The sequence below is a fragment of the Amycolatopsis sp. w19 genome, from assembly GCF_051373225.1.
GTDB classification, from domain to species: domain Bacteria; phylum Actinomycetota; class Actinomycetes; order Mycobacteriales; family Pseudonocardiaceae; genus Amycolatopsis; species Amycolatopsis japonica.
This window is the reverse complement of record NZ_JBPQFM010000019.1, coordinates 140,943-166,811: the sequence shown is the minus strand read 5'-3', so window position 1 is coordinate 166,811 and position 25,869 is coordinate 140,943. Positions and strand designations below refer to the sequence as shown.

The 25,869-nt window shown below is 69.1% G+C and carries 31 protein-coding genes and 1 pseudogene; 18 read left to right on the top strand and 14 right to left on the bottom strand.

What is annotated here, in order from left to right; genetic code table 11:
- The 8 genes and pseudogenes from ACSMFO_RS30950 to ACSMFO_RS30915 all read left to right on the top strand — a co-directional run.
- Window positions 1-1,168, top strand: a pseudogene (locus ACSMFO_RS30950) (sigma-70 family RNA polymerase sigma factor); the annotation flags it as partial.
- A gap of 10 nt (window positions 1,169-1,178) precedes the next feature.
- Window positions 1,179-1,679: a GtrA family protein gene (locus ACSMFO_RS30945; RefSeq protein WP_038519230.1), complete on the top strand. Its 501-nt coding sequence runs from the start codon at window positions 1,179-1,181 to the stop codon at window positions 1,677-1,679.
- A gap of 261 nt (window positions 1,680-1,940) precedes the next feature.
- Window positions 1,941-2,480 (top strand): GtrA family protein, encoded by a 540-nt coding sequence (locus tag ACSMFO_RS30940; RefSeq protein WP_016331373.1) that lies wholly within the window; start codon window positions 1,941-1,943, stop codon window positions 2,478-2,480.
- A 248-nt stretch (window positions 2,481-2,728) separates the two neighbouring features.
- Window positions 2,729-4,087: an MDR family MFS transporter gene (locus ACSMFO_RS30935; protein ID WP_436461443.1), complete on the top strand. Its 1,359-nt coding sequence runs from the start codon at window positions 2,729-2,731 to the stop codon at window positions 4,085-4,087.
- Between the two features lie 11 nt (window positions 4,088-4,098).
- Complete coding sequence (locus tag ACSMFO_RS30930) at window positions 4,099-4,935, top strand: NAD(P)H-binding protein (RefSeq protein WP_436461442.1); 837 nt, start codon at window positions 4,099-4,101, stop codon at window positions 4,933-4,935.
- Window positions 4,936-5,155: 220 nt separating this feature from the next.
- The gene (locus ACSMFO_RS30925) at window positions 5,156-5,803 is read left to right on the top strand and encodes a response regulator (RefSeq protein WP_037332268.1); all 648 of its coding nucleotides are present in this window, start codon (window positions 5,156-5,158) and stop codon (window positions 5,801-5,803) included.
- A 135-nt stretch (window positions 5,804-5,938) separates the two neighbouring features.
- Entirely contained in the window at window positions 5,939-6,571 is a 633-nt protein-coding gene (locus ACSMFO_RS30920; RefSeq protein ID WP_016331368.1) for a helix-turn-helix transcriptional regulator, read from the top strand.
- 4 nt (window positions 6,572-6,575) lie between these two features.
- The gene (locus ACSMFO_RS30915) at window positions 6,576-6,989 is read left to right on the top strand and encodes a hypothetical protein (RefSeq protein ID WP_037332271.1); all 414 of its coding nucleotides are present in this window, start codon (window positions 6,576-6,578) and stop codon (window positions 6,987-6,989) included.
- Here the strand turns inward: ACSMFO_RS30915 and ACSMFO_RS30910 are convergent.
- The 3 genes from ACSMFO_RS30910 to ACSMFO_RS30900 all read right to left on the bottom strand — a co-directional run bounded on the left by ACSMFO_RS30910 (window position 6,967) and on the right by ACSMFO_RS30900 (window position 9,533).
- Window positions 6,967-7,479 (bottom strand): hypothetical protein, encoded by a 513-nt coding sequence (locus ACSMFO_RS30910; protein ID WP_436461441.1) that lies wholly within the window; start codon window positions 7,477-7,479, stop codon window positions 6,967-6,969. The two genes, ACSMFO_RS30915 and ACSMFO_RS30910, sit on opposite strands and share 23 nt — an antisense overlap.
- Before the next feature lie 64 nt (window positions 7,480-7,543).
- Window positions 7,544-8,827, bottom strand: coding sequence for an ATP-binding protein (locus ACSMFO_RS30905; RefSeq protein ID WP_360098038.1), 1,284 nt, complete (start codon window positions 8,825-8,827; stop codon window positions 7,544-7,546).
- A 1-nt stretch (window position 8,828) separates the two neighbouring features.
- Window positions 8,829-9,533, bottom strand: coding sequence for a response regulator transcription factor (locus tag ACSMFO_RS30900; protein WP_038519243.1), 705 nt, complete (start codon window positions 9,531-9,533; stop codon window positions 8,829-8,831).
- A gap of 42 nt (window positions 9,534-9,575) precedes the next feature.
- Between ACSMFO_RS30900 and hisN the strand changes: the two genes are divergently transcribed.
- On the top strand, window positions 9,576-10,361 hold the full coding sequence (hisN, locus tag ACSMFO_RS30895; protein ID WP_378412521.1) for a histidinol-phosphatase: 786 nt from the start codon (window positions 9,576-9,578) through the stop codon (window positions 10,359-10,361).
- Between the two features lie 219 nt (window positions 10,362-10,580).
- On the opposite strand, the gene ACSMFO_RS30890 is transcribed toward hisN, so the two are convergent.
- From ACSMFO_RS30890 to ACSMFO_RS30870, 5 genes are all read right to left on the bottom strand, one after another.
- Window positions 10,581-10,859 (bottom strand): hypothetical protein, encoded by a 279-nt coding sequence (locus ACSMFO_RS30890; RefSeq protein WP_350573240.1) that lies wholly within the window; start codon window positions 10,857-10,859, stop codon window positions 10,581-10,583.
- The gene (locus ACSMFO_RS30885; RefSeq protein WP_436461440.1) at window positions 10,856-11,656 is read right to left on the bottom strand and encodes a TNT domain-containing protein; all 801 of its coding nucleotides are present in this window, start codon (window positions 11,654-11,656) and stop codon (window positions 10,856-10,858) included. The genes ACSMFO_RS30890 and ACSMFO_RS30885 overlap by 4 nt, the downstream gene beginning before the upstream one ends.
- Before the next feature lie 119 nt (window positions 11,657-11,775).
- On the bottom strand, window positions 11,776-12,708 hold the full coding sequence (locus ACSMFO_RS30880; RefSeq protein WP_436461439.1) for a hydroxymethylglutaryl-CoA lyase: 933 nt from the start codon (window positions 12,706-12,708) through the stop codon (window positions 11,776-11,778).
- Complete coding sequence (locus tag ACSMFO_RS30875) at window positions 12,708-13,280, bottom strand: PH domain-containing protein (RefSeq protein ID WP_436461438.1); 573 nt, start codon at window positions 13,278-13,280, stop codon at window positions 12,708-12,710. The genes ACSMFO_RS30880 and ACSMFO_RS30875 overlap by 1 nt, the downstream gene beginning before the upstream one ends.
- A gap of 97 nt (window positions 13,281-13,377) precedes the next feature.
- The gene (locus tag ACSMFO_RS30870) at window positions 13,378-14,202 is read right to left on the bottom strand and encodes a biotin--[acetyl-CoA-carboxylase] ligase (RefSeq protein WP_436461437.1); all 825 of its coding nucleotides are present in this window, start codon (window positions 14,200-14,202) and stop codon (window positions 13,378-13,380) included.
- Between the two features lie 80 nt (window positions 14,203-14,282).
- Here ACSMFO_RS30870 and ACSMFO_RS30865 point away from each other — a divergent pair, with 80 nt between their 5' ends.
- Both ACSMFO_RS30865 and ACSMFO_RS30860 read left to right on the top strand, forming a co-directional pair.
- Window positions 14,283-15,398: a C40 family peptidase gene (locus ACSMFO_RS30865; protein ID WP_174492066.1), complete on the top strand. Its 1,116-nt coding sequence runs from the start codon at window positions 14,283-14,285 to the stop codon at window positions 15,396-15,398.
- A gap of 53 nt (window positions 15,399-15,451) precedes the next feature.
- Complete coding sequence (locus ACSMFO_RS30860) at window positions 15,452-15,928, top strand: hypothetical protein (RefSeq protein WP_436461436.1); 477 nt, start codon at window positions 15,452-15,454, stop codon at window positions 15,926-15,928.
- Between the two features lie 389 nt (window positions 15,929-16,317).
- On the opposite strand, the gene ACSMFO_RS30855 is transcribed toward ACSMFO_RS30860, so the two are convergent.
- A complete protein-coding gene (locus tag ACSMFO_RS30855) occupies window positions 16,318-17,148 on the bottom strand; it encodes an alpha/beta fold hydrolase (protein ID WP_436461435.1) in 831 nt (276 codons plus the stop codon).
- 27 nt (window positions 17,149-17,175) lie between these two features.
- On the opposite strand from ACSMFO_RS30855, the gene ACSMFO_RS30850 reads away from it, so the two are divergent.
- The 5 genes from ACSMFO_RS30850 (at window position 17,176) to ACSMFO_RS30830 (ending at window position 19,843) form a co-directional block, all read left to right on the top strand.
- On the top strand, window positions 17,176-17,571 hold the full coding sequence (locus ACSMFO_RS30850) for a nitroreductase/quinone reductase family protein (protein ID WP_436461434.1): 396 nt from the start codon (window positions 17,176-17,178) through the stop codon (window positions 17,569-17,571).
- A 42-nt stretch (window positions 17,572-17,613) separates the two neighbouring features.
- A complete protein-coding gene (locus ACSMFO_RS30845; protein WP_436461433.1) occupies window positions 17,614-18,009 on the top strand; it encodes a MerR family transcriptional regulator in 396 nt (131 codons plus the stop codon).
- On the top strand, window positions 18,010-18,345 hold the full coding sequence (gene trxA, locus ACSMFO_RS30840; RefSeq protein WP_350573221.1) for a thioredoxin: 336 nt from the start codon (window positions 18,010-18,012) through the stop codon (window positions 18,343-18,345).
- Window positions 18,346-18,747: 402 nt separating this feature from the next.
- Complete coding sequence (locus ACSMFO_RS30835) at window positions 18,748-19,371, top strand: LysE/ArgO family amino acid transporter (RefSeq protein ID WP_436461432.1); 624 nt, start codon at window positions 18,748-18,750, stop codon at window positions 19,369-19,371.
- A 46-nt stretch (window positions 19,372-19,417) separates the two neighbouring features.
- A complete protein-coding gene (locus tag ACSMFO_RS30830) occupies window positions 19,418-19,843 on the top strand; it encodes a VOC family protein (RefSeq protein WP_436461431.1) in 426 nt (141 codons plus the stop codon).
- On the opposite strand, the gene ACSMFO_RS30825 is transcribed toward ACSMFO_RS30830, so the two are convergent.
- The 5 genes from ACSMFO_RS30825 to ACSMFO_RS30805 are packed head-to-tail and all read right to left on the bottom strand — an operon-like array spanning window position 19,840 to window position 24,180.
- On the bottom strand, window positions 19,840-21,600 hold the full coding sequence (locus tag ACSMFO_RS30825; RefSeq protein ID WP_436461430.1) for a prolyl oligopeptidase family serine peptidase: 1,761 nt from the start codon (window positions 21,598-21,600) through the stop codon (window positions 19,840-19,842). The two genes, ACSMFO_RS30830 and ACSMFO_RS30825, sit on opposite strands and share 4 nt — an antisense overlap.
- 4 nt (window positions 21,601-21,604) lie before the next feature.
- The gene (locus ACSMFO_RS30820; RefSeq protein ID WP_038519273.1) at window positions 21,605-22,045 is read right to left on the bottom strand and encodes an SRPBCC domain-containing protein; all 441 of its coding nucleotides are present in this window, start codon (window positions 22,043-22,045) and stop codon (window positions 21,605-21,607) included.
- On the bottom strand, window positions 22,042-22,359 hold the full coding sequence (locus ACSMFO_RS30815) for an ArsR/SmtB family transcription factor (protein WP_436461451.1): 318 nt from the start codon (window positions 22,357-22,359) through the stop codon (window positions 22,042-22,044). The genes ACSMFO_RS30820 and ACSMFO_RS30815 overlap by 4 nt, the downstream gene beginning before the upstream one ends.
- 59 nt (window positions 22,360-22,418) lie before the next feature.
- Window positions 22,419-23,117: a lysoplasmalogenase family protein gene (locus tag ACSMFO_RS30810; protein ID WP_436461429.1), complete on the bottom strand. Its 699-nt coding sequence runs from the start codon at window positions 23,115-23,117 to the stop codon at window positions 22,419-22,421.
- Window positions 23,118-23,169: 52 nt separating this feature from the next.
- Window positions 23,170-24,180, bottom strand: a complete 1,011-nt coding sequence (locus tag ACSMFO_RS30805) for a GlxA family transcriptional regulator (protein WP_436461450.1) — start codon at window positions 24,178-24,180, stop codon at window positions 23,170-23,172.
- A 43-nt stretch (window positions 24,181-24,223) separates the two neighbouring features.
- On the opposite strand from ACSMFO_RS30805, the gene ACSMFO_RS30800 reads away from it, so the two are divergent.
- Together ACSMFO_RS30800 and ACSMFO_RS30795 are read left to right on the top strand one after the other, a co-directional pair.
- The gene (locus ACSMFO_RS30800; protein ID WP_436461428.1) at window positions 24,224-24,994 is read left to right on the top strand and encodes an NAD(P)H-dependent oxidoreductase; all 771 of its coding nucleotides are present in this window, start codon (window positions 24,224-24,226) and stop codon (window positions 24,992-24,994) included.
- Between the two features lie 52 nt (window positions 24,995-25,046).
- On the top strand, window positions 25,047-25,865 hold the full coding sequence (locus ACSMFO_RS30795) for an SRPBCC family protein (RefSeq protein ID WP_436461427.1): 819 nt from the start codon (window positions 25,047-25,049) through the stop codon (window positions 25,863-25,865).
- The last annotated feature ends 4 nt before the right edge of the window (window positions 25,866-25,869 follow it).

Below are 25,869 nucleotides of genomic sequence, written 5' to 3'. Positions count from 1 at the left end.
GGCGCAGCAGCCCGTGCCGCCCGCCCAGCAGGAGCCACCTCCGGCCCAGGCCCCGGCGCCTGCCCCGACGCCCACCCCCGCCGAGCCGCCCGCACCCACGCCGGTGATCCCGGCGCCTCCGGTGATGACGGCGTCGACCCCGCCCGGCGGTGTCCAGCTGAGGCCGGGCGAACCGGCCGACCTGCCGATCACCGTGCGCAACGACGGCGGAACGAAGTCCGAGCCTGTGGCCGTCTCGCTGAACCTGCCGAAGGGGGTGCGGGCCATTCCCGCCGCCGGCGGCGGTGGGGCGATGGGCGCCAACGGCTTCCGGCAGCAGGCACCCGGCCCGATCACGGTGAGCTGCCCCGGCGGCACCGGCACGGTGACCTGCCGGACCGGTACCGGTCTCGAACCGGGCCAGTCGGCGGTGCTGAAGTTCCGGCTGCGCGCCGACGGGACGGCCGAGGACGGCAGCGTGGTCACCGGTTCGGTGACGGCGGGCGCGCAGATCAAGGTGTCGATCGAGGTGAAGGTCAAGGTGCCGGCGCCGCCCGCGCCCGTGGACGACCTCACCCTCAGTGCCAACACCGACTGGCTGTCCTCGTTCCCCTGGTTCCGCAATCCGCGGGTGAACATCTACGTCAAGAACACCGGCGAGTCGACGAAACCGGTGACGATCACTCTCGACCACCGGATTCTCCACTGGTCGAGCTTCTCCGGCATCCGATGCACGCCGACCGGTGAAGGTACGTCGTGCACTTCACGTGGTTCGCTGGCTCCGGGGCGCGGGGCGAACCTGTCGGTGACGCTGAAAGGCCGTCCAGCGAACGGGATGCCGGTGACGGTGAACGCCACGCTCGGCACCGCCCAGGCGAAGCCGGTCGCGGTCTACTTCGACTGCTGGCGCCACGGGTGTGACGACAACTCGCTGCTTCCGCCGACTACGGTGCCTTCGCTGCCTTCGGTCACTTCGAAGCCTTCGGGCCCTCCGGACACGACGAAGCCTGGGCGTCCTGGATGGCCTGTTCCGACGAAGAAGCCTTCGCCGGCTGTGACGTCTTCGGAGCCCGCGCAGCAAGAGCCGGCCCAGCCGGAGACGACCACGACCACGAGCGCGCCGCCGCGGCCCGGAAAGTCCAAGCCGTCCACCCAGCCCAACGGAGTGGTCGACCGCATTTTCCAGTAGCGTCGCCCGCATGCTGGGGAAGCATCGCGAGCTGCTGCGGTTCGTCCTGGTCGGGGGCGCGAGTTTCGTCATCACGATGACGATCACCTACGGGCTGAAGTTCACCGTGCTGACCGACAAACCGGTGACCGCGCTGGTCATCGGTGTCCTGGTGGCGACCGTTTTCTCGTACGTCGCGAACCGTGAATGGTCCTTTCGCTCCCGTGGCGGCCGCGAGCGCGCGCACGAAGCGGCACTCTTCTTCCTGCTCAGCGCGATCGCGCTCGGGCTCAACGCGCTTCCGCAGCTGATTTCGCGGTACGTGTTCAAGCTGGAGGAGCCGCATGTCTCGCTGCTGACCCAGGAGGTCGCCGACTTCGTCAGCGGAGTGCTCGTCGGGACCCTGCTCGGTACGGCGTTCCGGTGGTGGTCGTTCAAGAAGTGGGTCTTTCCGCAGGCCGGCGCGCGGCCGCGGCTGGTGCGGGGCGGCGGACGGGAGATTTCCGGCATTCCCGACGATCCGGCCGCTTGACCGCCACGTGGTAGCAAAGGTCCCTTGCTCCCCTGGTGGCGAGGGGCGATTCGGGCACGGCGAAAGTGGCGTGTTGCGAAAGCCACTTTCGCAACGTTGAAAGTTGCGAAAGTGGCTTTCGCAACCCCGCGAACGCAGAGGCGCCGAGCGTGTCGCCTCCTCCACTCGCGACCCACGCGCCGAAACACCCAAAGCGTCATATATCGCGCTGTCCATCCCCTGCCGACCCGTTCGGCGGGCGACGCGAATTAGACTGATCTGGTGACCGTGGTCGAATCCGTCCTTTCCAGGACGCCCGAGCCGCTCCGATCCGTGCTGATCAAGCACCGTGAGCTGTTGAAGTTCGCGATCGTCGGCGGCACGACGTTCCTGGTCGACAACGGCGTCTGGTACCTGCTGAAACTCAGCGTGCTGGAGTCGAAGCCGACCACGGCGAAGGCGATCGCGATCATCGTCGCGACGATCGTGTCGTACATCCTCAACCGCGAGTGGTCCTTCCGCACCCGCGGCGGCCGCGAGCGGCATCACGAGGCGGCGCTCTTCTTCGTGATCAGCGGGATCGCCGTGGTGGTCAACCTGATCCCGCTCTACACGTCGCGCTACATCTTCGATCTCGAAGTGCCGCACGTGACCCGGTTCGTCCAGGAGTTCGCGGACTTCACGAGCGGGTCGATCATCGGCATGCTGCTGGCGATGTTCTTCCGCTTCTGGGGTTTCAAGAAGTGGGTCTTCCCCGATGAGCTGGGCAAACGCCGCCGGGACAGCGACGAGCCGGACGACGACGTCGTTCCGCTCCACTGAAACACTTGTCAAAAGACATGTGATTGTCTAGGGTCATCCATGTCAACGTTCCTTCACTGATGACGCCGACCGGGTTCGTACGGTCGAGCGGGACGAATTCGAGGTGATCGCCAAGCGCGAAGAGGACCGCATCCGGTTCGGATGACGGTTGAGCCTTTTCCCGTCTTGGCGGGGATCCGGGGCTGCTTTCGAGCACTGCTCCGCGTCCCTCGCGTTCCCTCGTTTCTTCCAGTGAACGGATCTCTTTCTTGAGCACCACTCTCGGCGCGCCTCCGCGCGCCCGAAACACCCTTGCCCTCGTCGGGCTCTTCGCCGCCGTGTTCCTGGCGATGCTCGACGCCCAGGTCGTCGCGACCGCCCTGCCCCGCATGGTCGGCGAGCTCGGCGGAGCCACGTCATTCGCCTGGGTCACCACGTCCTACCTGCTGGCCGGCAGCGTCAGCGCGCCCGTCTACGGGAAGCTCGGCGATCTCTTCGGCCGCAAGCGCGTCGTCCTCGTCGCGATCGCGCTGTTCGTCCTCGGCTCCCTCGCCTGCACCCTCGCGCCGACGATGCCGCTGCTGATCGCCGCCCGCGTCCTGCAGGGCATCGGCTCCGGCGGCCTGTTCGTCGCGGTCGCCGCGATCATCGGCGAACTGTTCCCCGGTCGCGAAGGCGCTCGCTACTTCGCCTGGTTCTCGATCTGCTTCGCCGGGTCCTCGCTGGCGGGCCCTGTCGTCGGCGGCGTCCTGACCGACCTCGCGGGCTGGCGGTCGATCTTCGGCCTCAACGTGCCGATCGGCCTGGTCGCGTTCGGTGTCGTCGCACGGTTCCTGCGGCTCGAACGACGCCTGACCGCCGCACCGTTCGACTTCGCGGGCATCGTCGTCCTGTCCGGCGCGATCGTCGGCCTGACCCTGGCGACTCCCCTGTCGGCGTCGATCGGCGCGGTGCTGCTCGTCACCTTCCTGCTCATCGAGCGCCGCGCGGCCGAACCGGTCGTCCCGCTCCGGCTGTTCCGCTCCAGGATGTTCAGCCTGAGCGTGCTGGCCAGTGCCGCGGCCGGGTTCGTCTTCCTCGGTTCGGTCAACTACCTCGCGCTCTTCCTGCAGACCGCGGGTGGCGCCGGGCCTTCCGAAGCCGGGCTCCTGCTGCTGCCGATGACGCTCGCGGTCGCCGCGTCGTCGATGGTCGCGGGCCGCGTCATCGCCAAGACCGGCGCTTACCGCTGGGCGCCGATCCTCAGCATGACCCTCGGCCTCGCCGCCGCGCTCGCGATGTCCACAATGGACGAAACAACGCCGTTGCCGCTCGTCGTCGCCTATCTCGTCGTGTTCGGCGCGGCCGCCGGACTCAACATGCAGGTGCTTTCCATGGCGGCACAGCAGAACGTCGCCAGGACCGACCTCGGCGCCGTTTCGGCGACCGTCGGCTTCCTTCGCTCCCTCGGCACCACTGCCGGACTGACCGTTTTCGGCGCGGTGTTCACGAACGCCTTCACCGACGACAGTCCCGCCGGCTACTCGTCCGCGCTCGGCGGCGTGTTCTGGGTGATGGTCCCCGTCCTCGCCGCCGGCCTCGCCGCTTCCCTCTTCCTGCCGCGCGTTTCCTTGCGGCGCAACCACTAAGGAGTCTTCCGATGATCCTCGTTCTCGGTTCCACCGGCAAAATCGGCCGCGAACTCGTTCCCGCGCTGCTGGACAGGGGCGCTCGAGTCCGCGCCCTGACGCGCGATCCCTCCCGTGCCCGGATCGATCCGCGCGCCGAAGTCGCCGTCGGTGACCTCGACGCCTTCGATCCGGGGCTGCTCGACGGCGTCGAGCGCGTGTTCGTCCTGACCTCCGGCCACGGCTCGGACCCGCTCGCCCAGGAACAAGCCGTGCTCAAGGCCGCCACCGGCGTCTCGCACGTCGTCAAGCTCTCCACCACCGGCGTCCACTTCGGACAGACCGACCCGATCTCCCTCGTGCACGCCGAGGCCGAGCGGGCCGTGCGCGAGGCGGGGCCGGACTGGACGATCCTGCGCCCCGGCACGTTCATGGACAACCGGTTCGCCTGGCTGCACGCCGTTCGCGGCGACGGCGTCATCCGCGTCCCCGAAGGCGATCCGGCGTCCGCGCTGGTGCACGTCCGCGACATCGCCGAGGTCGCCGCGACGGTGCTGACCGGCGACGGGCACGCGGGCAAGACCTACCCGATCACCGGCGGCGAAGCGCTCACGACGCGTCGGCAGGTCGAGATCCTGGGCGACGAGCTCGGGCGGCGGTTGACCTACGTCGAAGAGCCCGAAGCCGCTTCGCGCGCCCGGATGCTCGGGTTCGGCTGGCCCGCTTCGGCGGTCGACGGGATCTTCGAGCTCAAACGGCAGTCCGCCGGGAAGGAGGAGATCGTGTTCGACACCGTCCGCGAACTCCTCGGCCGGGCGCCGCTGACGTTCGGGGACTGGGCTCGCGAGCACGCCGCTTCCTTCGCCTGATCCGTGAAGGCCTCCTTCCCTACCTTCAGGGTAGGGAAGGAGGCCTTCACGGACTTGAGACCTGAACGTGGGCCGAAAGGGTTAATGGGTTGGGCCGGCCCCCGCGATACGCGATACTCATCAGGCGTTTAATTCTCGCCGGTCCGCTGTCCGGACCTCGCGTTGTTCGTGACCGGCCCTCTCGCTTAACGTGCCGCGTCGGGGAGACAGGGGGAACCGTATGAACGAACGCCTTCGCGTGCTCGTGGTCGACGACCATCCGCTGTTCCGGTTCGGGGTCTGCACACTGCTCGACAACGAACCGCTGATCGACGTGGTCGGCGAGGCCGCGAGCGGCGCGCACGCGATCAGCGCGGCGAGCGCGCTCGCGCCCGACGTCGTGGTCATGGACCTGCATTTACCCGATATCAGCGGTGCCGAAGCGACCCGGCACATCGTCGCCGAACGGCCCGGCGTCGGCGTGCTCATGCTGACGATGGCCGACGAAAGCGAATCCGTTTTCTCCGCGATGCGGGCCGGAGCCCGCGGATATCTGCTGAAAGACGCGGAACCCGACGAAATCATTCGCGCCGTGCACGCCGTCGCGAGGCGCGAAGCGATCTTCGGGCCCGACATCGCGACGCGGGTTCTCGGCTTCTTCAACCACACTCAGCCGACGACGGACACGGTGTTCCCGGAACTCACCGTCCGCGAGCGAGAGGTCCTCTCGCTCATCGCGGGCGGGCACAGCAACACCGCCATCGCGAGCACGCTGTGTCTCAGCCCGAAGACCGTGCGGAACCATATTTCGAACGTTTTCAGCAAGCTTCACGTCGCGGATCGCGCCGAAGCGATCGTGCGCGCCCGTGAAGCGGGGCTGGGTCGCTGAAAAAGCGACCCCGATAAGGGCGGCTTTTCGGGCAATTCCGGGACCGGAGTCCCATGCGCTCGGGACACCTCACCCGGCAGGGTGAGCAGTGCGAGGGGTGGGGCCCTCGCACCGTTCGAGGGGAATGGGAATCACATGTTCGAACCGAACCGGACACCGGTGGTCGTCCGCGCGACCGATCCGATCCTGCACAACGGCGTCTGCATGACGCTCCGCTCCCGTGACGACGTCTGGCTGGTGGACGGGGAGACCGCCGACCCGACCATGGTGGCCCTCCTGGTCACCGATCGCCTCGACGAGGCGATGACGCAACTGCTGTCCGCCTTGCACCACCAGGGCTTCACCCGCATCGTGCTCATCGCGGGCGAAGTCGACGACAACGAGATCCTCAGCGCCATCGAACACGGCGTCTGCGCCGTCGCCCGCCGCTCCGAGGCGGGCGCCGACGTCCTGGTCCGGCTGATCAAGGCGGCCGCGGCCGGGGAGGGCGCACTGCCGCCCGACCTGCTCGGCAGGCTGCTGCACCGGGTCTCACGGCTGCAGCGTCAGGTGCTGCAGCCGCGCGGCCTGCACCTCGGTGGCATGAGCAACCGGGAGACCGAGGTGCTCAAGCTGGTCGCGTCGGGGTTCTCGACGCAGGAGATCGCCGACCAGCTCTGCTACTCGCAGCGCACGGTGAAGAGCATCCTGCACGACGTGACCAACCGGTTCCAGCTCCGGAACCGCTCGCACGCGGTGGCTTACGCACTGCGTGAGGGATTGATCTGACCCCGTGATCAGCCAGGTCGACGAGGCGTTGTGCCGGCTCATCGCGCCCCATCTGCCGGAGGGGACGGTGGTCCGGCTCGATCCGCCGAAACCCACCTGGCAGACCGAGACGCGGGTGTCGAGCGTCGATCTGTTCCTCTTCGCCCTGCACGGCGCCGGCCCGGGAACCGGCGCCGTGCGGGCGAAGCGGTGCCGGCTGTCCTATTTGGTCACCGCGCGGGCGGACAAGGTCCGCGACGAACACACGCTGCTCGACCGCTCGCTGGGCGTCCTGATCGGGACGGAGTTCCTCGTGGTCGACGAGCAGCCGTTGCCGATCACCCTGGAGGAGACCGATCCGACCGGGTTGTGGGTCAGCCTCGGCCTGCCGGCCCGTGCGGCGTTCGTCGTCACGGTCACGGCGGAGTACCGAGACTGAGCACCGAGGCCCGCCGCAGGACCACCCCGCCGATGGACGCCAGCTCGCCGCCGAAGAGCTCGCACCATTCGGCGGCGCTCCCTGGCGGGCCGCAGTCACCCGCCCGTCTCGCCCACTCCGCGCGGACTTCGAGGCGGTAGCCGAGGATGCCGGTCAGGGTCAGCCCGTTCCGGCTGGCGCCGACCCCGCACATGCCGCGGTAGAGCATGCCGTCCGGCGGCTCGAATTCGGCGCTCCGCTGGACGAACCGATGGCCCGCCGCTCCGGTGACGGTCGCGACCGGCGTGTCGATCCCGCTGACGAACAGGCCTTGGGAGAGCAGGTCGAGCGCTTCGGCCTCCATCCGCTCCACCACGCCGGGAGGACGTCGGCACGCGTACAGCGCGCCGTCGAAGGACAACCGCACGGTGACCGCCACCTTGCCGATCTCCAGGGTCGCCGCGGCCACCGGACTCACCGGTGGGCGGTACCGGAACGCCGTCGCATGCACCCCCCGACGGTAAGTCGCCGCGCTGACACCGCCTTGCCCGATCGGGACGTCCTTGGGGCGTTTCTTAGCGAGGGACCCGCTCGGCGGGCCACCGCACCTCGGCCACGTCTCCCGGCCGGGGCACCTTCAGGAAGAGGCTGAACACCGCCGGCTGCTTGCTCGACAGCTCCAGCCTGCCGCCGTCCGCCTCGATGAGCGCGCGGGCGAGCGCGAGACCCACACCGGTCGACCCACCGCCGGAGAATCCGCGTTCGAAGATATGCGGCGCCAGCTCGTCGGGCACCCCGGAGCCGGTGTCGGCGACCTCGATGACGACGGTGCCGTCCGCGTCGCCGCGCCGGGCGGCGAGCGTGACCGTTCCCGCGCCGTGGCGCAGCGCGTTGTCGAGCAGGACGCCGACGACCTCGCGCAAACGGCCGGGCGTCGCCCTCGCCCGCAGCCCGTCGGTGACGCGGATCCGCAGATGCCTGCCCTCGGCGCGAAGCAACTGCCGCCACTCTTCGGAAACCTCGGGGAGCACTTCCGGCAGGTTCACCGGCTCCGCGCCGACCTCGCGCGCCGCCCGCGCGGCGGCCAGCAGTTCGTCGAGCGCTTCGGCGAGCCGGTCCGCCTGTTCCTGCGCGGCCTTCGCCTCGTCGACGACGTCCTGATCGGAGTGGACGGTCAGCGGTTCGAGCCGCAGCTGCAACGCGGTCAACCGGCTCCGCAGCTGGTGGGAGACGTCGCCGACGAGCTGGCGTTCCCGCTGGACGAGCTGCGCGAGCGCCGAGCCGGACGCGTCGAGCGCTTCGGCGACCATGTCGAGCTCGCCGACGCCGTAGCGTTTCGGATCGGGCCGGAAATCACCGCCGCCGAGTTTGACCGCGCGATCAGCGACGTGTCTCAGCGGTTTCGCGAGCCTTCGCGCGGTCACCGTGGCGACCACGGTGCCGGTGCCCACCGACAGCACGACCAGCAGCACCACCAGCAACGTCACCTGCGTCTGACGTGTGCGCATCGGCCCGGCGGGCACGGACAGCTCGACCTCGCCGTGCAACGCGATCGGCGCCCGCTCGGACACCACGTCCGAGCCGGGGTCGGAGCCGTAGCGCTTCTCGATCTGCCCTTGCGCGCGGACGGTCAGCAAACCGCCCTGCGGCACGGCGACCCGGACCAGATCGAGATTGATCGGCTGGCCGACGGCGATCTCGTTGTCCAGCGTCGCCGCTATCCCGCGGGCCGAGGAGGCGAGGTTCTCGCGGTTGAGGTTCTCGACCAGCTGCCATGCGGTGATCCCCAGCGGGATGCCCAGCACGGCCGCGGTGACCGCGACGGCGAGCAGGATCGCCAGGAGGATGCGGCGGCGCATGCTATTCCGCGTTGAAGCGGAAGCCGACGCCGCGGACCGTGGCTATCCGCCGTTCGCCGTCGCCGTTCCCGCCGGGTTTGCCCGCGCGGCCCGCCGCTTCGTCGGCCGCGATGGCGAGCTTCCGGCGGAGCCACGACATGTGCATGTCGAGTGTCTTCGAGGTCTTCGATTCGAGGTCGTTCCACACCTCGGCGAGGATCTCGTCGCGGCTGACCACCTGCCCGGCGCGGCTCATCAGCACCCGGAGCAGCTCGAACTCCTTGTTCGCCAGCTGCACCTCGTGCAGGTCGACGGTGACCATCCGGGCACCGAGGTCCATCCGCACGCCCCCGGCTTCCAGCACGTCGGGCGCCCGGCGGCGGAGCAGTGCCCGGATGCGGGCCAGCAGTTCGGCCAGCCGGAACGGCTTGGCGACGTAGTCGTCGGCGCCGGCGTCGAGCCCGACCACGAAGTCGACCTCGTCCGTGCGCGCGGTGAGCATCAGCACGGGCACCTCGGTGCCGCTCGCGCGCAGGCGGCGGCACACCTCGAGCCCGTCCATCCCAGGAAGGCCGAGATCGAGCACCAGGAGGTCCACGCGGTCGCTCTCGGTCGCGTCGAGGGCGGCGGGCCCGTCGCCGACGACGCGCACCTCGTACCCCTCCCGCTGGAGTGCGCGGGAAAGCGGATCGGCGATGGCCGGGTCGTCCTCGGCGAGTAGCACCATGCTCACCTGGCCAACTCTACGACTGCCGGGCGTGAAACCATCGTGACCGTGCCCGGCTACGAGAATGATCTTGAACTCGCCACTCGGCTGGCCGACGCCGCCGACGCCATCACCACCGCCCGGTTCCGCGCGCTCGACCTGGCCGTGGAACGCAAACCCGACCGGACGCCGGTCACCGACGCGGACACCGCCGTCGAGGACGCCATCCGCGCGATCCTCGCCACGGACCGGCCGGACGACGCCGTGCTCGGCGAGGAACGGGGCGGCACCGCCGCGACCGGACGCGCCTGGGTGCTCGACCCGATCGACGGGACCAAGAACTTCCTGCGCGGCGTCCCGGTGTGGGCGACGCTGATCGCGCTGGTCGAAGACGGCGACCCCGTGGTGGGCATGATCAGCGCACCGCTGCTCGGCCGCCGCTGGTGGGCCGCGACCGGTGACGGCGCCTGGATGAGCGACTCCGCCGGGGAACGCCGCATCTCGGTGTCGAAGGTCGCGTCGCTCGAAGACGCGTATCTGTCCACAACAGACCTGAACTCGTGGGTGGAGTACCACTCACGCGAGAAATACATCGACCTCGTCGACGCGTGCTGGGAAAGCCGCGCCTTCGGCGATTTCTGGCACCACTGCCTGGTCGCCGAGGGCGCGCTCGACGTCACCGCGGAATGCATCGTGAACCCGTGGGACGTCGCGGCGGCCCAGGTGCTGGTCACCGAAGCCGGTGGCCGCTTCAGCGACCTGAACGGCGAAGCGCGCTACGACAACGGGTCGGCGCTTTCGACGAACGGGCTGCTCCACGACGAGGTCTTGGCGATCCTGAAGCGCTGAACGCGCGTGAAGGCCTGGAGCGTGTCCCGAAAGCCACTTTCGGGACATCTGACGTCGCGAAAGTGGCTTTCGCGACGTGCCTAGACCTTGTTTCACGGACGTTGCGAAAGCCACTTTCCCAACGTCCAACGTTGCGAAAGTGGCTTTCGCAACACGCCGCCCTCGACTCACCCCTCACTGGGAACGCGCGCGTGAAGGCCTCCTTCACGCGCAACGAGGTCACTGCGCGCCGGGCAGCAGCCCGACGGCACCGCGCGCGACCTGCGACCAGGCGAGACGTCCGAAGAGGTAGTGGCAGGCGACCTGTTCGCTGGTGAACCGCGCCCAGTCGTACCGGTTGCCCTGCTCCCGCCAGAAGACCTCCCAGGCGGCTCCCTCTGCGCCTTCGACGTCGGTGCGCATGAGGCACCAGGCGTTGTCCACCTCCGCGCCGACCGAGACCACTTCGGGCGGCACGCCCAGCGCGGCCAGCCAGCGCAGGATCGTCCCCGTGTTCACCGAACCTCCCCCGTGACGTCCGCCAGGTAGCCCAGCGTGACGAGTTCATCGGCGCCCAGCACCGTGCGAAACCGCACTCCGCCGCCCGGCTGTCCGAACCAGCCGACGGTCACCGAACGCCAGACCGGCAGCGGCCGGACGACGCGGTAACGCCGGTAGGCACCGGCCTGGTCCGGCGGCAGCGAGCGCATCGGGAACAGGGTCGCGTCCTCGGCGAACACCCGGCCGTGCTGATCCCCGAAACGGTCGAGATGAGTACCGGCCTCGAGCATCGTCGGCGTCGCCGGATCGTTGTCAGAGGGCCACAGATAACCCGTTCCGGTCATGAAGCGCTCTTTCCAGTCCTCTTCGGACATTTCGCCCCACGGATGGTGTCCCCTGGTCAACTCCGGCGGCGGAACGGCGGCCGGAGTCGTCGGTGAACGACGGAAACCGCTGCTGACATGGGACAACGCGTCCAGGTCGTCGAGCACGTCCGCCTCGGGATGGTCCTGCGGGCCGGAACCGCCGTCGGGCAGCGGCAACTGACGCGCGGGTTTGCCCATCGCGACCGGGAGATGCCCGATCGGGAACATGTGCACGAGGAACAGCGCGATCACGCTCTCGCGTTCCGTCCGCAACGCCCCCATGGGCGGCGGGGCGGCGGGCTTCGGCGGGAAAGGCACCCGCAAAGGCGCCACCGAAGGCGGCCACGGCGAAGGCGCGTACGGAGCGCGAGCCCCGTGCGGTGGTGTCGGGGCGTCGTACTCGACGGGCAGCCGGATCGGGCCCGTCCCGGCCTCGCTCGGATCGGTCACCGCACCTCCCCCAGGAATCGGTTCCCACCGATGAACGGGGGAGGCAGCGGACAGGACGCGTTACGACCTTAGCGCCGTCCGGCGTTCTCGTCGGCGGATACCCGAAAGCGCGGCGAACCTCAACCGGCGAGCGCGTTGACCACCCGGGACGGACTCGGCCTGCCCAGCTTGCCCGCCATCCACTTGCTCGTCGCCACCAGCGCGTCGAGATCGACACCGGTTTCGACGCCGAGACCGTCGAGCATCCACACGAGATCCTCGGTCGCGAGGTTCCCCGTGGCCGATTCGGCATACGGGCAGCCGCCGAGGCCACCGGCCGAGGAGTCCACAGTGGACACGCCGCAGCGGAGGGCGGCCAACGTGTTCGCGAGCGCCTGGCCGTAGGTGTCGTGGAAATGGACGGCCAGGGCGTCGACGCCGGCGAACTCCCCGATCAGCGTCTCGACCTGACCCGCGGTGGCGACGCCGATCGTGTCGCCGAGCGAGAGCTGCGAGCAGCCCAGGTCCAGCAGCCGCTTACCCACTCCGGCGACCTGCGCGGCCGGGACGGCGCCCTCCCACGGGTCGCCGAAGCACATCGACACGTACCCGCGGACGTCGAGCCCCGCGGCCCGCGCCCTGGTGACGACCGGCTCGAACATCGCGAACTGGTCGTCGACCGTCGAGTTGAGGTTCTTCTTGGCGAAGGTCTCGGTGGCGCTGGCGAAGATCGCGATATGCGAGACACCGGCCTCCAGCGCCCTGTCCAGCCCGCGCTCGTTCGGCACGAGCACCGGGTACCGGACGCCCTCGCGCTGGTCGAGCCCGGCCAGGAGCTGCTCGGCGTCGGCCAGCTGCGGCACCCATTTCGGGCTCACGAAGCTGGTCGCCTCGAGCGTGGTCAGCCCGGAATCGGCGAGCCTGGCCAGGAATTCGAGTTTGACCTCGACCGGGACGATCGACTTCTCGTTCTGGAGACCGTCACGCGGGCCGACCTCCCAGATCGTCACCCGCTCCGGCAGGGAGTAGACGGACGAGACCTTCTCGGGCAGCCCCAGCTCTCGCGTGCCCATCAGCGGCGCCGGTTTCCGCGCGGCGGGTGCCCTTGCGGCGGCAGCGGCTCGGTCTGCTGCGGTCCCGGCGCGAAGTCGTCGTACGGGTTGTCGTTGACTTCGCGGTAGATGACCGTGTGCACGCGCTCGACCTTGGGGATGTCGTCGAACTTCAGCGGTTCGTCCGAAGCGGACTCGATCACCAGCGTGCCGCAGCCGAACACACGGTCCAGCAGCCCGTGCTCGAACTGGACGCTGTTGATCCGCGACAGCGGGATGTCGATGCCGGTCCGCTTGAGCACACCCTCGCGGGCGATCAACCGGTCCGTGGTGACGATGAAATGCGTCGTGCGCCACCGGACGAACGGCGCCAGGAACAGCCATGCGACGAGACCGAGCCCGACCGCGGCGATCGCGATCTCGGAGATCAGGTCCCACGGGGCCGTCGCGTCCTTCGCGATGACGGCCAGCCAAATCCCCACGCCGAGCGTGACGATCAGCGCGAGGAACGGGAAGATCAGCATCTTGAAATGCGGGTGACTGTGCACCACGACGTGCTCGTTCTCGCTGAGCAAATCGTCCGGATAGGCCACGACGGACGCTCCCAAAGTGTGTTCGGCGCTGGTGAGCTCACCGTACCGGCGAACGGTCCCGGCGGAAGAGGAGACGCCGGAAATCGAGACGCACGGATCAGGCCTCGGCGGGCCGCACGTGGACGACGTCTCCGGCGAACACCGTGTACCGCTCACCACCGGGAACGTCGACCTGGAGCTGGCCGGCGGGATCGATGTCGGCGGCGCGGCCGGTGAGCGCCGAGCCGTCGGGCAGCTGGACCTCGACGTCCTGGCCCAGTGTGGCGCAGTACCGCCGGTAATCCCCGAGCAGACCGGCCTCGGCCAGCGACCCGCCCGCGAGCCGCCAACGGCGTTCGAGCTCGTCGAACGCGGTGAGCAGCCGGACGGCGATCTCCGCGCGGCCGGTCTCCGTCGCCCCCTGCTCGGCCAGCGAGGTCGCGGGCAGTCCGCCGGGCCCTGCCGGGACGCTCTCGCCGAGCGGCAGCACGTTCAGGCCGATGCCGAGGATCACGGTGGTCTCGTCGCCCGCGACGGCCTCCGCCAGGATTCCCGCGCATTTGGCGCGCTCCGGACCGGCGAGGACGTCGTTCGGCCACTTGAGGACGGCGTCGACGCCCAGTCCCTCGGCGATCTCCCGGACCGCGAGGCCCGCGACCACGGAAAGTGAACCCAAATTGGCGAACGGGACGCCGCCCGGGCGCAGCAGCACACTGGCGTAGAGGCCCGATCCCTTCGGCGAAGACCAGTGCCGGGCGCGGCGACCGACCCCGGCCGTCTGCTCCTCGGCGATCAGCACAGTGCGGTCTTCAGCCCCTTTCGCGGCGGCTTCTCGCAGGTCGGCGTTGGTGGACCCGGTGCTCGCCACGACCTGGATCGCGGCATACCGGCCGGACAGCGCGGCACTCAGACGCCCGGCGTCGAGCGCTCCCGTCTCACTCATTCGTCCAGAATATGAGAGTCCCCCTAACGTGCAAGGCGTTCGCTCGTTACGCAGAGGTGGTCTCCAATAATCTGGACGGCGTGACCGAGCCCGAGCCCGCCCCGAGCGCGTCCGAACCCAGCCCGAAGAAGTCGTGGGCGCACGGCGTGGCGATGCGCGGCCTGGTCGCGCTCCCGCTGGTCGCGGGGCTCGCGACGGCGGGCTGGCTGCTCGCGGGCGGAAACGATCCCGCCCCGGTCGACGGACGTCAGCCCGTGCCCGTTCCCGCCGCGAAGCAGGACCCGGCCACCGTCGGCGGCGGCGCGGGTCCGTCGGTCCTGGAGGTCAGCGCGCCGGTCAAGGCGCAGGAGACGCCGAAGGGCGCCCGGCCGCTCGAAGAGTGGGCGGGGAAGCTGGCCGGGCCGCTGGACATCCCGGCGAAATCGCTCATGGGCTACGCGAACGGCGAACTGGCGCTGCGCGGCGAGCAGCCGAACTGCCACCTGTCCTGGGTCACCCTGGCCGGGATCGGCGCGGCGAGCTCGAACCACGGACGCGGCGGGGACAACCCCCTCGGCCTGTCGGCGCAGCAGTGGAAGAAGCACGGCGCGTCGATCCCCGGCATCGCGAAACCCGCGCTCGCCGACCCGGACTCCGCTTCGGTCGCCGCGGGCCGCGCCCTGTGCGCTTCCGGAGCCGACCTCGGCGGCGGCAACGGCTGGTGGAAGGCCATCGCCGGCTACCAGGGCGGCAAGGGCAACGAGGCCGAACTGTTCCGCCAGCGCGTCCTGGGCAACGCGCAGCTGTACGCGACCCTGTCCCTCGACCCGGCGCGCTCCGCCAGCCCCGCGGTGAAGGCGACCCGTTTCGCCCTCGGCCAGCTGGGCCTCCCGTACGTGTGGGGCGGCAACGGCCCCGAAGCGGGCGCCGCGGGCTTCGACTGCTCCGGGCTGACCAAGGCGTCCTACGACGAAGCCGGTGTCGCGCTCCCGCGGACCGCGGACAGCCAGTTCCGCGCGCTGCCGCAGGTGCCCGGCGAGCCGAAGCTCGGCGACCTCGTCTTCTACGGGAACCCGTCGACGCGAATCCACCACGTGGGGCTGTACCTCGGGAACGGGCTGATGATCAACGCGCCCACCCAGGGCCAGGCGATCCAGATCCACACGTATCACTCGAAGGGCGACGACTACACGGGTGCCGGACGGCCCGCGGCCTGACCTCAACCTGCCAACCGGCGACGGCGCCCGTCGCCGATGCCTACCGTGTGGTCATGCGTGAGATCGAGTTCCGCAGGTTCTCCACGGAACCAAGGCGACCGGACGAGCGAGAAACGTGGCTCCAGTTACTGATCGACGGCGTTTCTTTCCTGGACCTGGTGCGCGAGGCCGAACTTCCCGACGCGCTCGCGGAACAGAAAGAGCGCAACGAGGAGTTCCCGACGGAGCCCGCGCCCTTGCTCGCCGGGGATTACGCGAATTCGACGCGCCTTTCCGCCGGGCACCTGCTCGGCGAAGCGCCGGATCGCGTTCCGCATGGCGCGGAAGACGACGAGTACCTGTTGCTGGGGTGCGCGTGCGGTATCGAGGAGTGCTGGGCGCTGGTGGCGAAGATCGCGGCCGACGAAGACACGGTGACGTGGTCGGGTCTCCGCAACACGTACCGGGACTGGAACTACGACGCGATGGGAGTTCTGACGTTCTCGCGTCGGCAGTACGAGAGGTCGCTCAGCGCCGTTTTCGGCAGCTGAACTTTCGGCTATCCGACAGATCCAGCCGGAGCCGGTGTCGCGAAAGCCACTTTCGCGACGTCTGATGTCGCGAAAGTGGCTTTCGCGACACGGCCTCACGGCGCGATCCAGACCGTCACCCGGGTAGGCCGATGACGCCGCGAACCCGGCGACGACTGACGCACGACTCGCCCTTCCGGGCGCCCCGTCAACGGCGTCGTCGCGTCTGCCTCGTACAGCACGATCTCCGCTTCCGCGGCCAGGCGAGAGCCTGAGCGACCGAAAGTCCGACGAACGCCGGGACCGGCCACGGCATGTCGTAGTTCAGGTTCCGTGACACGCCACCCATATGGCACCTCCGGATATACGCAGCCGATGAACGGCGTGCCGGACGAGGACGATCTCGCAGCTCACGAATGAGCGGCCAGCCACTCGAGCGCGTCTTCCCCGTGGCGCAGAACCGAGACGTGCCCGTCCTCGGGGAACACGCGCGACTCGGCCGTGGCGCACTGCCGGGCCAGCCATTCGCCGTGCGCGAGCGGCACGATCCGGTCCTCGCCGCCGTGCAGGAACAGGGCCGGCGCCCGGAGATCGGACGGCTGGAAACCCCACGGCGCGACGTAGGCGAGGTCGTCGTCGATCAGCGCGGCGGGTCCACCCTCGACCGCGGGGCCGACGACGTCGAGGATCCACTTCCAGTCACCCGACAAGGCCGCATGGTCCGCCAGGGTGAACATCTCCGCGTCGTATTCGGCCGTCGCCTCGTACCGCTCTTTTTCGTCCCGCCCCGCCACGGCGGCCGTCAGGGATCCGACGCCCGCCGGACCCATCCCCGCGAACCAGTCCAGCCCGGCGGCGCCGTACGGGGCCAGGCTCGCGGCACAGACCATCGCCGACACCCGGTCCGGCAGCAGAGCCGCGCAGGCGAACGCGTGCGGCCCGCCGCCGGAATGCCCGAAGACCGCGAACCGCTCGATGCCCAGGGCGTCGGCGATCTTCTCGACGTCCGACGCCGCCGACGCGACATCCCGGCCGGGCCGCGGCGACGAACCGCCGTAACCGGGCCGGTCGTAGGAGACCCATCTCAGTCCGAGCCGCTCGGCGGCCGGGAACAGCGGGGCGGGCGGAGCGCCGATGTTCGGGGTCCCGTGGTGCCAGAAGACCACCGGCCCGTCCCCGCCCGTGTCGTACGTGTGCAGTGTGGCCCCGTCCCCCAGGTCCACGTCCGACTCGTTCACCATGAACCGAGCGTAGGGCACCCTGGAGCCATGTCCCGCTATCACGAGATCAAGCACCGGGTGGCCACGACGTTCCAGCGCCACGTCGGCAACCCGATCCTCGTCCGGCTGCCGAACCAGCCGATCCTGGAGACCACCGGCCGCAAATCCGGCGAGGCCCGGCGGACGCCGATCGGGGGCCGCCGGGTGGGCCGTGAGTTCTGGATCGTCTCGGAGTTCGGCGAGAAGTCGCAGTACGTCCGCAACATCCAGGCCGATCCGCGGGTCCGCGTCCGGCTCCGGGGCCGCTGGCACACCGGCACGGCGCACCTGCTCCCCGGCGATGACCCCCGCGCGCGGCTCAGGGCGCTCCCCAAGCTCAACAGTGCCGCCGTACGCGCGATCGGCACGAACCTCCTCACGATCCGGGTCGATCTCGACGAATGAACGTTTGCCTTGACGCCAAGGGCAAGGTTTACGCTCGGGACCATGCGGATCGGCGAACTCGCCGCGCGTACCGGAACCACCACCCGCGCGCTGCGTTTCTATGAGTCACAAGGGCTTCTCGACGCACGGCGCGCGTCGAACGGGTACCGGGAGTACGACGAGGACGATTTCCGTCTGGTGAACGAGATCCTGACCCTTCAAGCGGTGGGGCTCAGTCTGGAGGACACCAGACCGTTCGTCGAGTGCCTGCGCGCCGGGCACGAGACCGGCGATTCGTGCGCCGATTCGATCGAGGTCTACCAACGCAAACTCGCCGAGGTGGACGCCTGTCTGGCCAGGCTCAACGACGTGCGGGACAGCTTGCTGACCAAACTCGCCGGCGCGCTGAAAACGCCGCCGGGACCGTGCGTCGTCGTGCCGCGAACCGAGGAGGTCTGAGTGTCCCTTTCCGTAGTCACCGACGAAACCTTCCAAGCGCTCGTCCTGGACCAGGACAAGCCCGTCCTGGTGGACTTCTGGGCGCAATGGTGCCCGCCTTGCCACATGATCGCGCCGGTGCTCGAACAGATCGCCGAAGAACGTGCCGGATCGCTGATCATCCGCAAGCTCAACTCCGACGAAAACCCGCTCACGGCCAGGAATTATCAGGTCATGTCCCTGCCGACGCTGATCCTCTTCCGCGACGGGAGTCCCGTGTGGACGACCGTCGGCGCCCGGCCGAAGGCGCGGCTGCTGGCCGATCTGGACGCCGTTCTGCAGCCGTCCCTCTCGTGAGTGGTAAGGACGGTTCTAACGACCCAAAACACTCACGAGGCGGCACCTGCGACCGAACCACCGCTCCCGTAGCCGGCCGGGGGCGAAGGCTCCTTTCGTCGCGTCAGACTCGGTGAAGGGAGCCTTCAGCCCACACCACTCCGCTAGTGCCTACTGACGCAGGTTGGATCAGCCGCAGCCGCGCTCCGCGTAGGTACTTAAGACACCCTTGGCTCTAACCGTCCTTACCACTCACGAGCCCTATCGCGAACCGCTCGGTAATTGTGTTGCGTGGCGCCTCGCCCGCTCGCATCCTTCACCCATGACATCGACCCTCACCTTCCTGCCGCCGTCCACCGTCGTCCGACGGGTGCGGAAGCAGCAGCAGGCCGGGTCCGGGTGGAGGCCGACACCAGTCCGACTGTGAGCGCCGCGTTCGTCGCCGGCCTGCTCGCCGGGTATGGCATCGCCATCCCGGTGGGCGCGGTCGGGACCTATCTCGTGGTGTTGACGGCCAGGTCGGGGCTCAGGATCGGCGCGTACGCCGCACTCGGGGTCGCCACCGCGGACGGGCTTTACGCCCTGGTGGCGGTCCTCGGCGGGGGCAAGCTGATTCCGGTCATCGAGCCGATCGCGGTGCCACTGCGCTGGATTTCGGTCGTGGTCCTGCTCGGGCTGGCCGTCCACATCGGATTCACCGGAATCCGGAACTACCGTGACTCAGCGAGGGCCGAGCTGACCGAACCGGTCGCGATCGGGCCGGTCAAGGCCTACGTGAGCCTCCTCGGAATCACCCTGCTGAACCCGATGACGGTGGTCTACTTCGCGGCGCTCGTACTCGGCAGCAAGGACATGGCCGCGGCGAGCGGGGCGGAACACGTCGTCTTCGTGCTCGCGGCGTTCGCGGCCTCGGCCAGCTGGCAGTTGTTCCTCGCGGGGGGCGGCGCCGTGCTCGGCAAGGCGCTGACCGGACGTCGTGGACGGCTGGCGACCGCGCTGGCGTCCAGCGCGCTCATCACCGTGCTCGGCATTCGCCTTCTTTGGTGACGAATCGAGGACTGTAGGTGTCCTCATCGCTTGCGAGGCTGTGCCCATGACCGAAACCCAAGAACGCCCGGCTTCCCTTCACTCCTACCTCGCGTACAGCGATGCCCCGAAGGCGCTTCGCTGGCTCGAACGCGCCTTCGGCTTCGAGACCACCACGGAGTATGCCGACGACAAGGGGTTGATCCTGCATTCGGAACTGCGGCGCGGCGAAGTCCGGATCATCGTGTTCAGCGCGGAAGAGGACTACGACCGCCCGGCCCGCAAGGGCGAAACCGTCGGCCACGGCCTCTACGTCAGCCTTCCGACGCAAGAGGCCGTGGACGCCGTCTTCGCTTCCGCCATCGACGCCGGCGCGACGCCGGTCTGGAAACCGGAGAACACCGAATGGGGCAACTACCGTTGCCGTGTCGACGATCTCGAAGGGTACGAATGGACTTTCGGCACGTACGTCCCCGGCGAGCCGCAGGGTTAGAGCAGCCGCGCGAACCACTCGCGGGTGCGGCGCAGCAGATCCAGCTGATGGGCCCGCCCGCGAATCGAGTGTCCTTCGCCGGGATAGACCACGAAGTCGTGTTCGACGCCGAAGTGGCGTAGCGCGCGATGGAAGAATTCCGCCTGGGACAGCGGAACGTTCGTGTCGTCCGCACCGTGCACGATCAGCACGGGGGTCTCGATCTCCGACGCGTGGGAGATCGGGCTGAGCCGATCGTGCCGGTGCGGTCCTTCCCCTTCCCAGCCGGTACTTCCGCCGAGCGCGGCTTCGAACGGGCCGAACTCGCCGGTCGCGGCGAGCATCCCCCAGTCACAGATACCGGCGCCCATCAACGCCGCCTTGAACCGCCTGGTCCGGCCGACGGCCCAGGCCGACACGAACCCGCCGTGGCTCCAGCCCGCGATGCCGAGCCGATCCGGATCGGCCACCCCTTCGGCGACGAGCAGATCGATCCCGGTTTCGAGATCGCTCCATTCCTCCAGCCCGACGCGTCCCGCGACGGCGGCGGCGAATTCGTGGCCATGTCCTTGTCCCCCACGGGCATTCGGCAGGAAGACCGCGTGCCCCGCCGGCGCGAGCCATTGCGCGGACGGAAACCAGCCGAGCCGGAGGCCGTCCGCGTACCGGTCGTACGGTCCGCCGTGCGGCAAGGTGATCAGGGAGAACGGGCCGTCGTCCCGGGTCTTTCCCGGCGGGAGGACGAGCAGCCCGTCCAGAGCCAGGCCATCGGAAGCCTTGTAGGACAAGCGTTCCTGAGCGCCCCAAGTAACTTCGGCGAACTCCGGCGCGGTGTCGCTCACCCGCGTCAACGGCTCGCCGATCGGTCCACAATGGACATCTTTCGGCCGGTGAGCGGTGCTCAGCACGATGGCCACGACCTCGCCGTTCGACGCGACGGCGTCCGCTTGCCCGCGCCAGAACGCCACTTCTCCTGATCCGAGCCGGTGGAGGGCCGTGTCGAGTCCATCGGCGACGAGTACCAGCGGAGCACCGGAATCGACCTGCGCGAGCCTGATCGGGCAGGCCGATTCCGGGGTCAGATTCCGATGTTCGCCGGTTTCCACGGGCACGTCGAAGACCGCCCAGCCACCGACCATCTCCGGTGTCGCGAGATAGGCGACGTGCCAGTCTTCGCCGTCCCGCCACCAGACCGGGCTCGTGGCTTCGACCGCGGTTCTCCCGAGGTCGCGCCGCTCCCCGGTTTCCAGGTCCAGCACGGAAAGCCGGGGTTCGAGCCCGCCGGGATCGAGCTCCGGGGTCGGCCAGGTCAGCACCGCGAGCGCCCCGTCGTCCTGACGGCGGGCGACTCCGACGACGTGCTCTTCGACCAGCGTCGTGATCTCCCCGGTCCGCCGATCGAAACTCCGGAGCCGCGCCGGGCGGAGGCTCTCGCTCCAGACCCGGATGGCCGCGGCGGGTGTCCCGTCCTCGGCGATGAACACGATCCGCTCCCGCATCGGGAGGAACGCGGTGATCTCACTCCGCCAGGCGAACAGCGGCCCGTCCACCGTGTGGATCAGGCCGTCCCGGAGGAAACAGAGGGAGTTCGACGACCATTTGGGCATGGAGCCCTCGGCCAGCCTCCGGGGTTCCTCGCGACCGTCGACGGACGCGAACCAGATCTCGGGAACGGGGTCCGCGATGGTGTCGACCTGATAGGCGACCCACCGCCCGTCGGCGGAAAGCGCGGGATTCGACGGGACTCGGCTGTCGGCGATCAGCTCAGCGGTCAGCATGTGTTCATACTGCCGACAAAGCCTTCCCCAGTGCGTCGAGCCAGCATCCGGTTCCCTGCTCGCGCCAGGCCGGTTCTTCCTGTCCGTCGAGGAAGGTGCCCTGCTCGATCAGCGTCAGGCGGGTCCCGTCCGCCTCGGGTTCGAGCAGCACCGTCGTGAGCGAGACGGTCGCGAGGACGTCGTCGGTGGACAAGGACGTGGCGTAGACGATCCGCTCGTTGTCGACGATGTCCTCGTACCGCGAATCGGCGATCAGCTTCCGGCCGTCGCCATGGGGACCCGTGGTGATCTCGCGGCCACCGACGCGGAAGTCCAGGGAATGCTCGCCACCGGACACGGTGAACCAGCCGGCTTTCGCGGCGGGATCGGCCCAGGCCGCGAAAACGCGTTCCGGCGACACGGGGTAGACGCGTTCGAGGGTGAACGTGGCGTGTTTGACGGTCATGACCTGTTCCCTTCGTCGGAGTTCAGAAAGCCACCAAGACGATCGAGCCGGTGTTCCCAGCCGGTGCGCTGTCCGCCGAGCCAGTCCTCGGCCATCCGCAGGCCGTCCGGTTCGAGATGGCAGGTGCGGACCCGCCCCGCCTTCTCCGACCGGACGAGCCCGCTCGCCTCCAGCACCTGGAGGTGCTGCATCACGGCGGGCAGCGACATCGACAGCGGCCGCGCGAGCTCCCCCACCGAGGCGGGTCCCCGGGTGAGGCGCTCGATCATTTCGCGGCGCGTCCCGTCGGACAGCGCCTTGAACACCTGATCCATCCGTTGGTTAGGCACACGCTTAACCATCCACCCACGCCGAGCAATAGTCAAGTAGGTGCTTAACTTTCTGCGGTCATCCCCTCGACGAGCAACCACTGCGACGCCAGGTACGAGGTGAGCACGAAGGTTTCGAGATTGGCTCGCACTCGCTCGCTGGTGACGAAGTTGCGGCGGATCAGGATCGCCAGATCCGACGCGGAGAACAGCAGCGCGCCGGCGGCGATCCAGGTCCGGCGGTCACCCGACGGGATGACCATCCCGCCCGAGACCTTGGCCTTCGGCGCCAGCACCGGGTCCGCCGCGAGGGTCGACGTCGTGCTCAGCAGGCCTCCGTAGACCGAAAGCACCGAAGAGACCGGAGACGGCTTCGGCAACGCCATCGCGACCGCGGCCGCCGCCCAGGCCGCCAGCCGGGGCGGCGCGGTCGCCGCGCGCGGGCGGGCACCCCGGCGCCACAGCAGCGCGGAGTACAGCACCTGCATCACGCCGAACGACGTCGCGCCCTTGATCAGCTCGCCGTCTTCATCGGACCGGCCCATGAAATGGTCGCCCGCCCCGGCCGCGACCAACGCGGAGACGAGCAGCCCCTTCTCTCCCGGCGCGAGCCCCCGCGAACGCGCGACCCGGGCGGCGAGCACCGGCACCGCGGCGGGTTTGGTCGCCAGCTGCAGCTTCCGATTGCCGGTTCTGGCGGAATACACCGTGCCGATCGCGGCACCGGCGAACAACACGCGTTCGGCGATCTTGAGGGCTTTCACCTACCACCTCCGGAACTTATTTCTGGGTAAGTTACCAGGAGGTCAGTCAAAGTCAGACGGCTTCGCGGAAGGTGTTCCGGTACGCGCTCGGCGAGACCCCCAGCGCCGCCTGCAGATGCTGGCGCAGCGACGCGGCGGTGCCGAAACCCGCCTCGGCGGCGACCTTGTCCACCGGCAGATCGGTCTCTTCGAGCAGCTGACGCGCCCGTTCGATCCGCTGCTGGGTCAGCCACTGCAACGCCGAAATCCCGACCTCGTCGCGGAACCGCCGCGTGAACGTCCTCGTGCTCATCGCCTCTTTCGCCGCCAGCTCGCGCAGTGTCAGCGGCCTGTCGAGGTTCTCCAGCGCCCAAGCCCTGGCCGTCGCCGTCGACGAGGACTGCGGCTCCGGCACCGGCCGCCGGATGAACTGCGCCTGCCCGCCCTCGCGATGCGGTGAGACGACCGTTCCGCGCGCGACCTCGTTCGCGACCGCGGCACCGTGATCACAGCGGATCATGTGCAGGCAGAGGTCGATCCCGGACGCGACGCCCGCCGCGGTGAGGACGTTCCCGTCGTCGGTGTAGAGCACGTTCGGGTCGAGGGCGACCTTCGGGAACTTCGCCTGGAAGTCCAGCGCCGAACGCCAGTGCGTGGTCGCCTTCCGGCCGTCGAGCAGGCCGGCGGCGGCGAGCACGAAGGCACCCGTGCAGATCGACGCGATCCTGGCCTCCGGCCGGATCAGCTCCAACGCCCGGGCGAGCGGCTCGGTGAGGTCGTGCCCCGAGGGTTCGTATTCGGTGGAGGACGCCGGTATGACGACGGTGTCGGCCTCGGCCAGCACTTCCGGGCCGTGCGCGACCGAGATGGTGACGTCGGCGTCGGTCCGGATCTGCCCGGGTTCCGGCGTGCAGGTGACGACTTCGTAGAGCGGCTCGCCGTCGGCCGATCTGGCTGTGCCGAACAGCCGGGTGACGATGCCCAGCTCCATCACCAGCATTCCGTGCCGGACCAGCACGGCGACCCGGTGGCAGCCGGGATGCGCGAAAAAGCCCATGGCTCGATTCTTGCACATATTGTCCATCGGGCCACTCGTTTCGACGACGAGACCGCGCGACGGTGGAGCCATGAACGTGCTGTGGATCTTCGCCCATCCCGAACCCCGCTCCCTCGGCGGCTCGCTGCGCGACGAAGGCTTGCGCACCCTCCGCGCGCAGGGCGCCGACGTCCGGGAATCCGATCTGTACGCGATGAAATGGAAGGCCGTCGTCGACGCCGACGACTTCGGCCGGGCCGCGTCCACAGATCGGCTCATCGTCGGCTCGACGTCGAAGGACGCCTTCCGGACGGGCGAACTCGGCGAGGACATCCGCGCCGAGCACGAAAAGCTGACGTGGGCGGACACCGTGATCTTCCAATTCCCGCTGTGGTGGTACGGAATGCCCGCGATCCTCAAGGGCTGGTTCGACCGCGTCTTCGTCAAGGGTTTCGCCTACGGCGTCCAGCGCCCCGACGGCCGGACGGCACGCTACGGAGAAGGAGCACTGGCCGGGAAGCGCGCCATGGTCGTGCTGACCGCGGGAGCGCCGGAGGCCACCATCGGACCGCGTGGCGTGAACGGCGAGATCGGCGATCTGCTGTTCCCGCTGCAGCACGGAACATTGTGGTACGCGGGCATGTCCGTGTTGCCCCCGTTGACGATCTGCGGCGCCGACCGCGTTTCGCCCGAACAGTACGAGGCTGCCGCGGAGTCATTGCGCGAGCGGCTGCGGACACTGTCCACTCAGGACCCGATCCCGTTCCGCCGTCAGAACGGCGGCGACTACGACGACGCCCTGGTCCTGCGTGACGAACTGGCGCCGGGGCAGAGCGGGATCGGCGTCCACCTCGCCGGTTGACCCAATATTACGTCGCGGTTATATTTCCCTCAAGGCACATTAGGAGGTGACCGTGAACGCTCGCGCCCGGTTGGAAACCGTCGGAGAACGTCCCGCGCTGCGGATCGAACGCCGTCTCGCGCATCGGCCGGAGCGCGTCTGGCGGGCGATCACCGAACCGTCGGAGCTCGCGAACTGGTTCCCCGCGGCGGTCACCGTCGACCTGCGGCCGGGTGGGGCCATCGAGTTCACCTTCGAAGGCGAAGAGGCGCCGACAGTGGGCGAAGTCCTCGAAGCCGACGAACCCCGCGTCTTCGCGTTCAGCTGGAACGACGACGTGCTGCGCTGGGAGATCATCCCGGAGGGTGAAGGCAGCCGTCTGCTGTTCACGCATACGTTCGGCAGGGGTGAACCCGCCGTCGCCAGGATCGCCGCGGGCCGCACGGCCGCCGGCTGGGACAGCTGCCTCGTCGCGCTCATCGCCCTGCTCGACGGCGAGGATCACGAGCCGCCGCAGGACTGGGTCGGCCCGATCGAGGCCTACACCGAGGAGTTCGGGCTCGCCGAGGGCGAGGTCCTGGAAACCGGCGACGGCAAGGTGATCCGCTTCCGCCGTGATCTGGTCTGGAAACCGCTCGACGAGGTCTGGGGCCTTCTCTCGGCCGAAAAGGCCGGGGGGACGGTCATCCGCGAAGAACCGCCGCGGCTGCTGGAGTTCAGCCTGCCGCGAGGTGGCGTCGTCCGCTGGGAGTTCAGCCATTCCGAACTCGACGGCACCATGGTCGAGCTGACCCAGACCGTCCCCGCCGGACAGGACGACGTCGTACCCGAAGCGCTGCGAAGCTGGCGAGAGAAGTTGAAGGAGTTCTTCGCGGCGGCTCACGGAAGCTGATCTC

Bases quoted from the DNA above. Each gene is read 5' to 3' on its own strand.
- ACSMFO_RS30945 (WP_038519230.1), top strand. From the start codon at position 1,179: ATGCTGGGGAAGCATCGCGAGCTGCTGCGGTTCGTCCTGGTCGGGGGC.
- ACSMFO_RS30845 (WP_436461433.1), top strand. From the start codon at position 17,614: ATGCGGATCGGCGAACTCGCCGCGCGTACCGGAACCACCACCCGCGCG.
- ACSMFO_RS30815 (WP_436461451.1), bottom strand. From the start codon at position 22,359: ATGGATCAGGTGTTCAAGGCGCTGTCCGACGGGACGCGCCGCGAAATG.
- ACSMFO_RS30925 (WP_037332268.1), top strand. From the start codon at position 5,156: ATGAACGAACGCCTTCGCGTGCTCGTGGTCGACGACCATCCGCTGTTC.
- ACSMFO_RS30900 (WP_038519243.1), bottom strand. From the start codon at position 9,533: ATGGTGCTACTCGCCGAGGACGACCCGGCCATCGCCGATCCGCTTTCC.
- ACSMFO_RS30805 (WP_436461450.1), bottom strand. From the start codon at position 24,180: ATGGACAATATGTGCAAGAATCGAGCCATGGGCTTTTTCGCGCATCCC.
- ACSMFO_RS30870 (WP_436461437.1), bottom strand. From the start codon at position 14,202: ATGAGTGAGACGGGAGCGCTCGACGCCGGGCGTCTGAGTGCCGCGCTG.
- ACSMFO_RS30920 (WP_016331368.1), top strand. From the start codon at position 5,939: ATGTTCGAACCGAACCGGACACCGGTGGTCGTCCGCGCGACCGATCCG.
- ACSMFO_RS30880 (WP_436461439.1), bottom strand. From the start codon at position 12,708: ATGGGCACGCGAGAGCTGGGGCTGCCCGAGAAGGTCTCGTCCGTCTAC.
- ACSMFO_RS30825 (WP_436461430.1), bottom strand. From the start codon at position 21,600: ATGCTGACCGCTGAGCTGATCGCCGACAGCCGAGTCCCGTCGAATCCC.
- ACSMFO_RS30860 (WP_436461436.1), top strand. From the start codon at position 15,452: ATGCGTGAGATCGAGTTCCGCAGGTTCTCCACGGAACCAAGGCGACCG.
- ACSMFO_RS30850 (WP_436461434.1), top strand. From the start codon at position 17,176: ATGTCCCGCTATCACGAGATCAAGCACCGGGTGGCCACGACGTTCCAG.
- ACSMFO_RS30830 (WP_436461431.1), top strand. From the start codon at position 19,418: ATGACCGAAACCCAAGAACGCCCGGCTTCCCTTCACTCCTACCTCGCG.
- ACSMFO_RS30930 (WP_436461442.1), top strand. From the start codon at position 4,099: ATGATCCTCGTTCTCGGTTCCACCGGCAAAATCGGCCGCGAACTCGTT.
- ACSMFO_RS30800 (WP_436461428.1), top strand. From the start codon at position 24,224: ATGAACGTGCTGTGGATCTTCGCCCATCCCGAACCCCGCTCCCTCGGC.
- ACSMFO_RS30855 (WP_436461435.1), bottom strand. From the start codon at position 17,148: ATGGTGAACGAGTCGGACGTGGACCTGGGGGACGGGGCCACACTGCAC.
- ACSMFO_RS30820 (WP_038519273.1), bottom strand. From the start codon at position 22,045: ATGACCGTCAAACACGCCACGTTCACCCTCGAACGCGTCTACCCCGTG.
- ACSMFO_RS30905 (WP_360098038.1), bottom strand. From the start codon at position 8,827: ATGCGCCGCCGCATCCTCCTGGCGATCCTGCTCGCCGTCGCGGTCACC.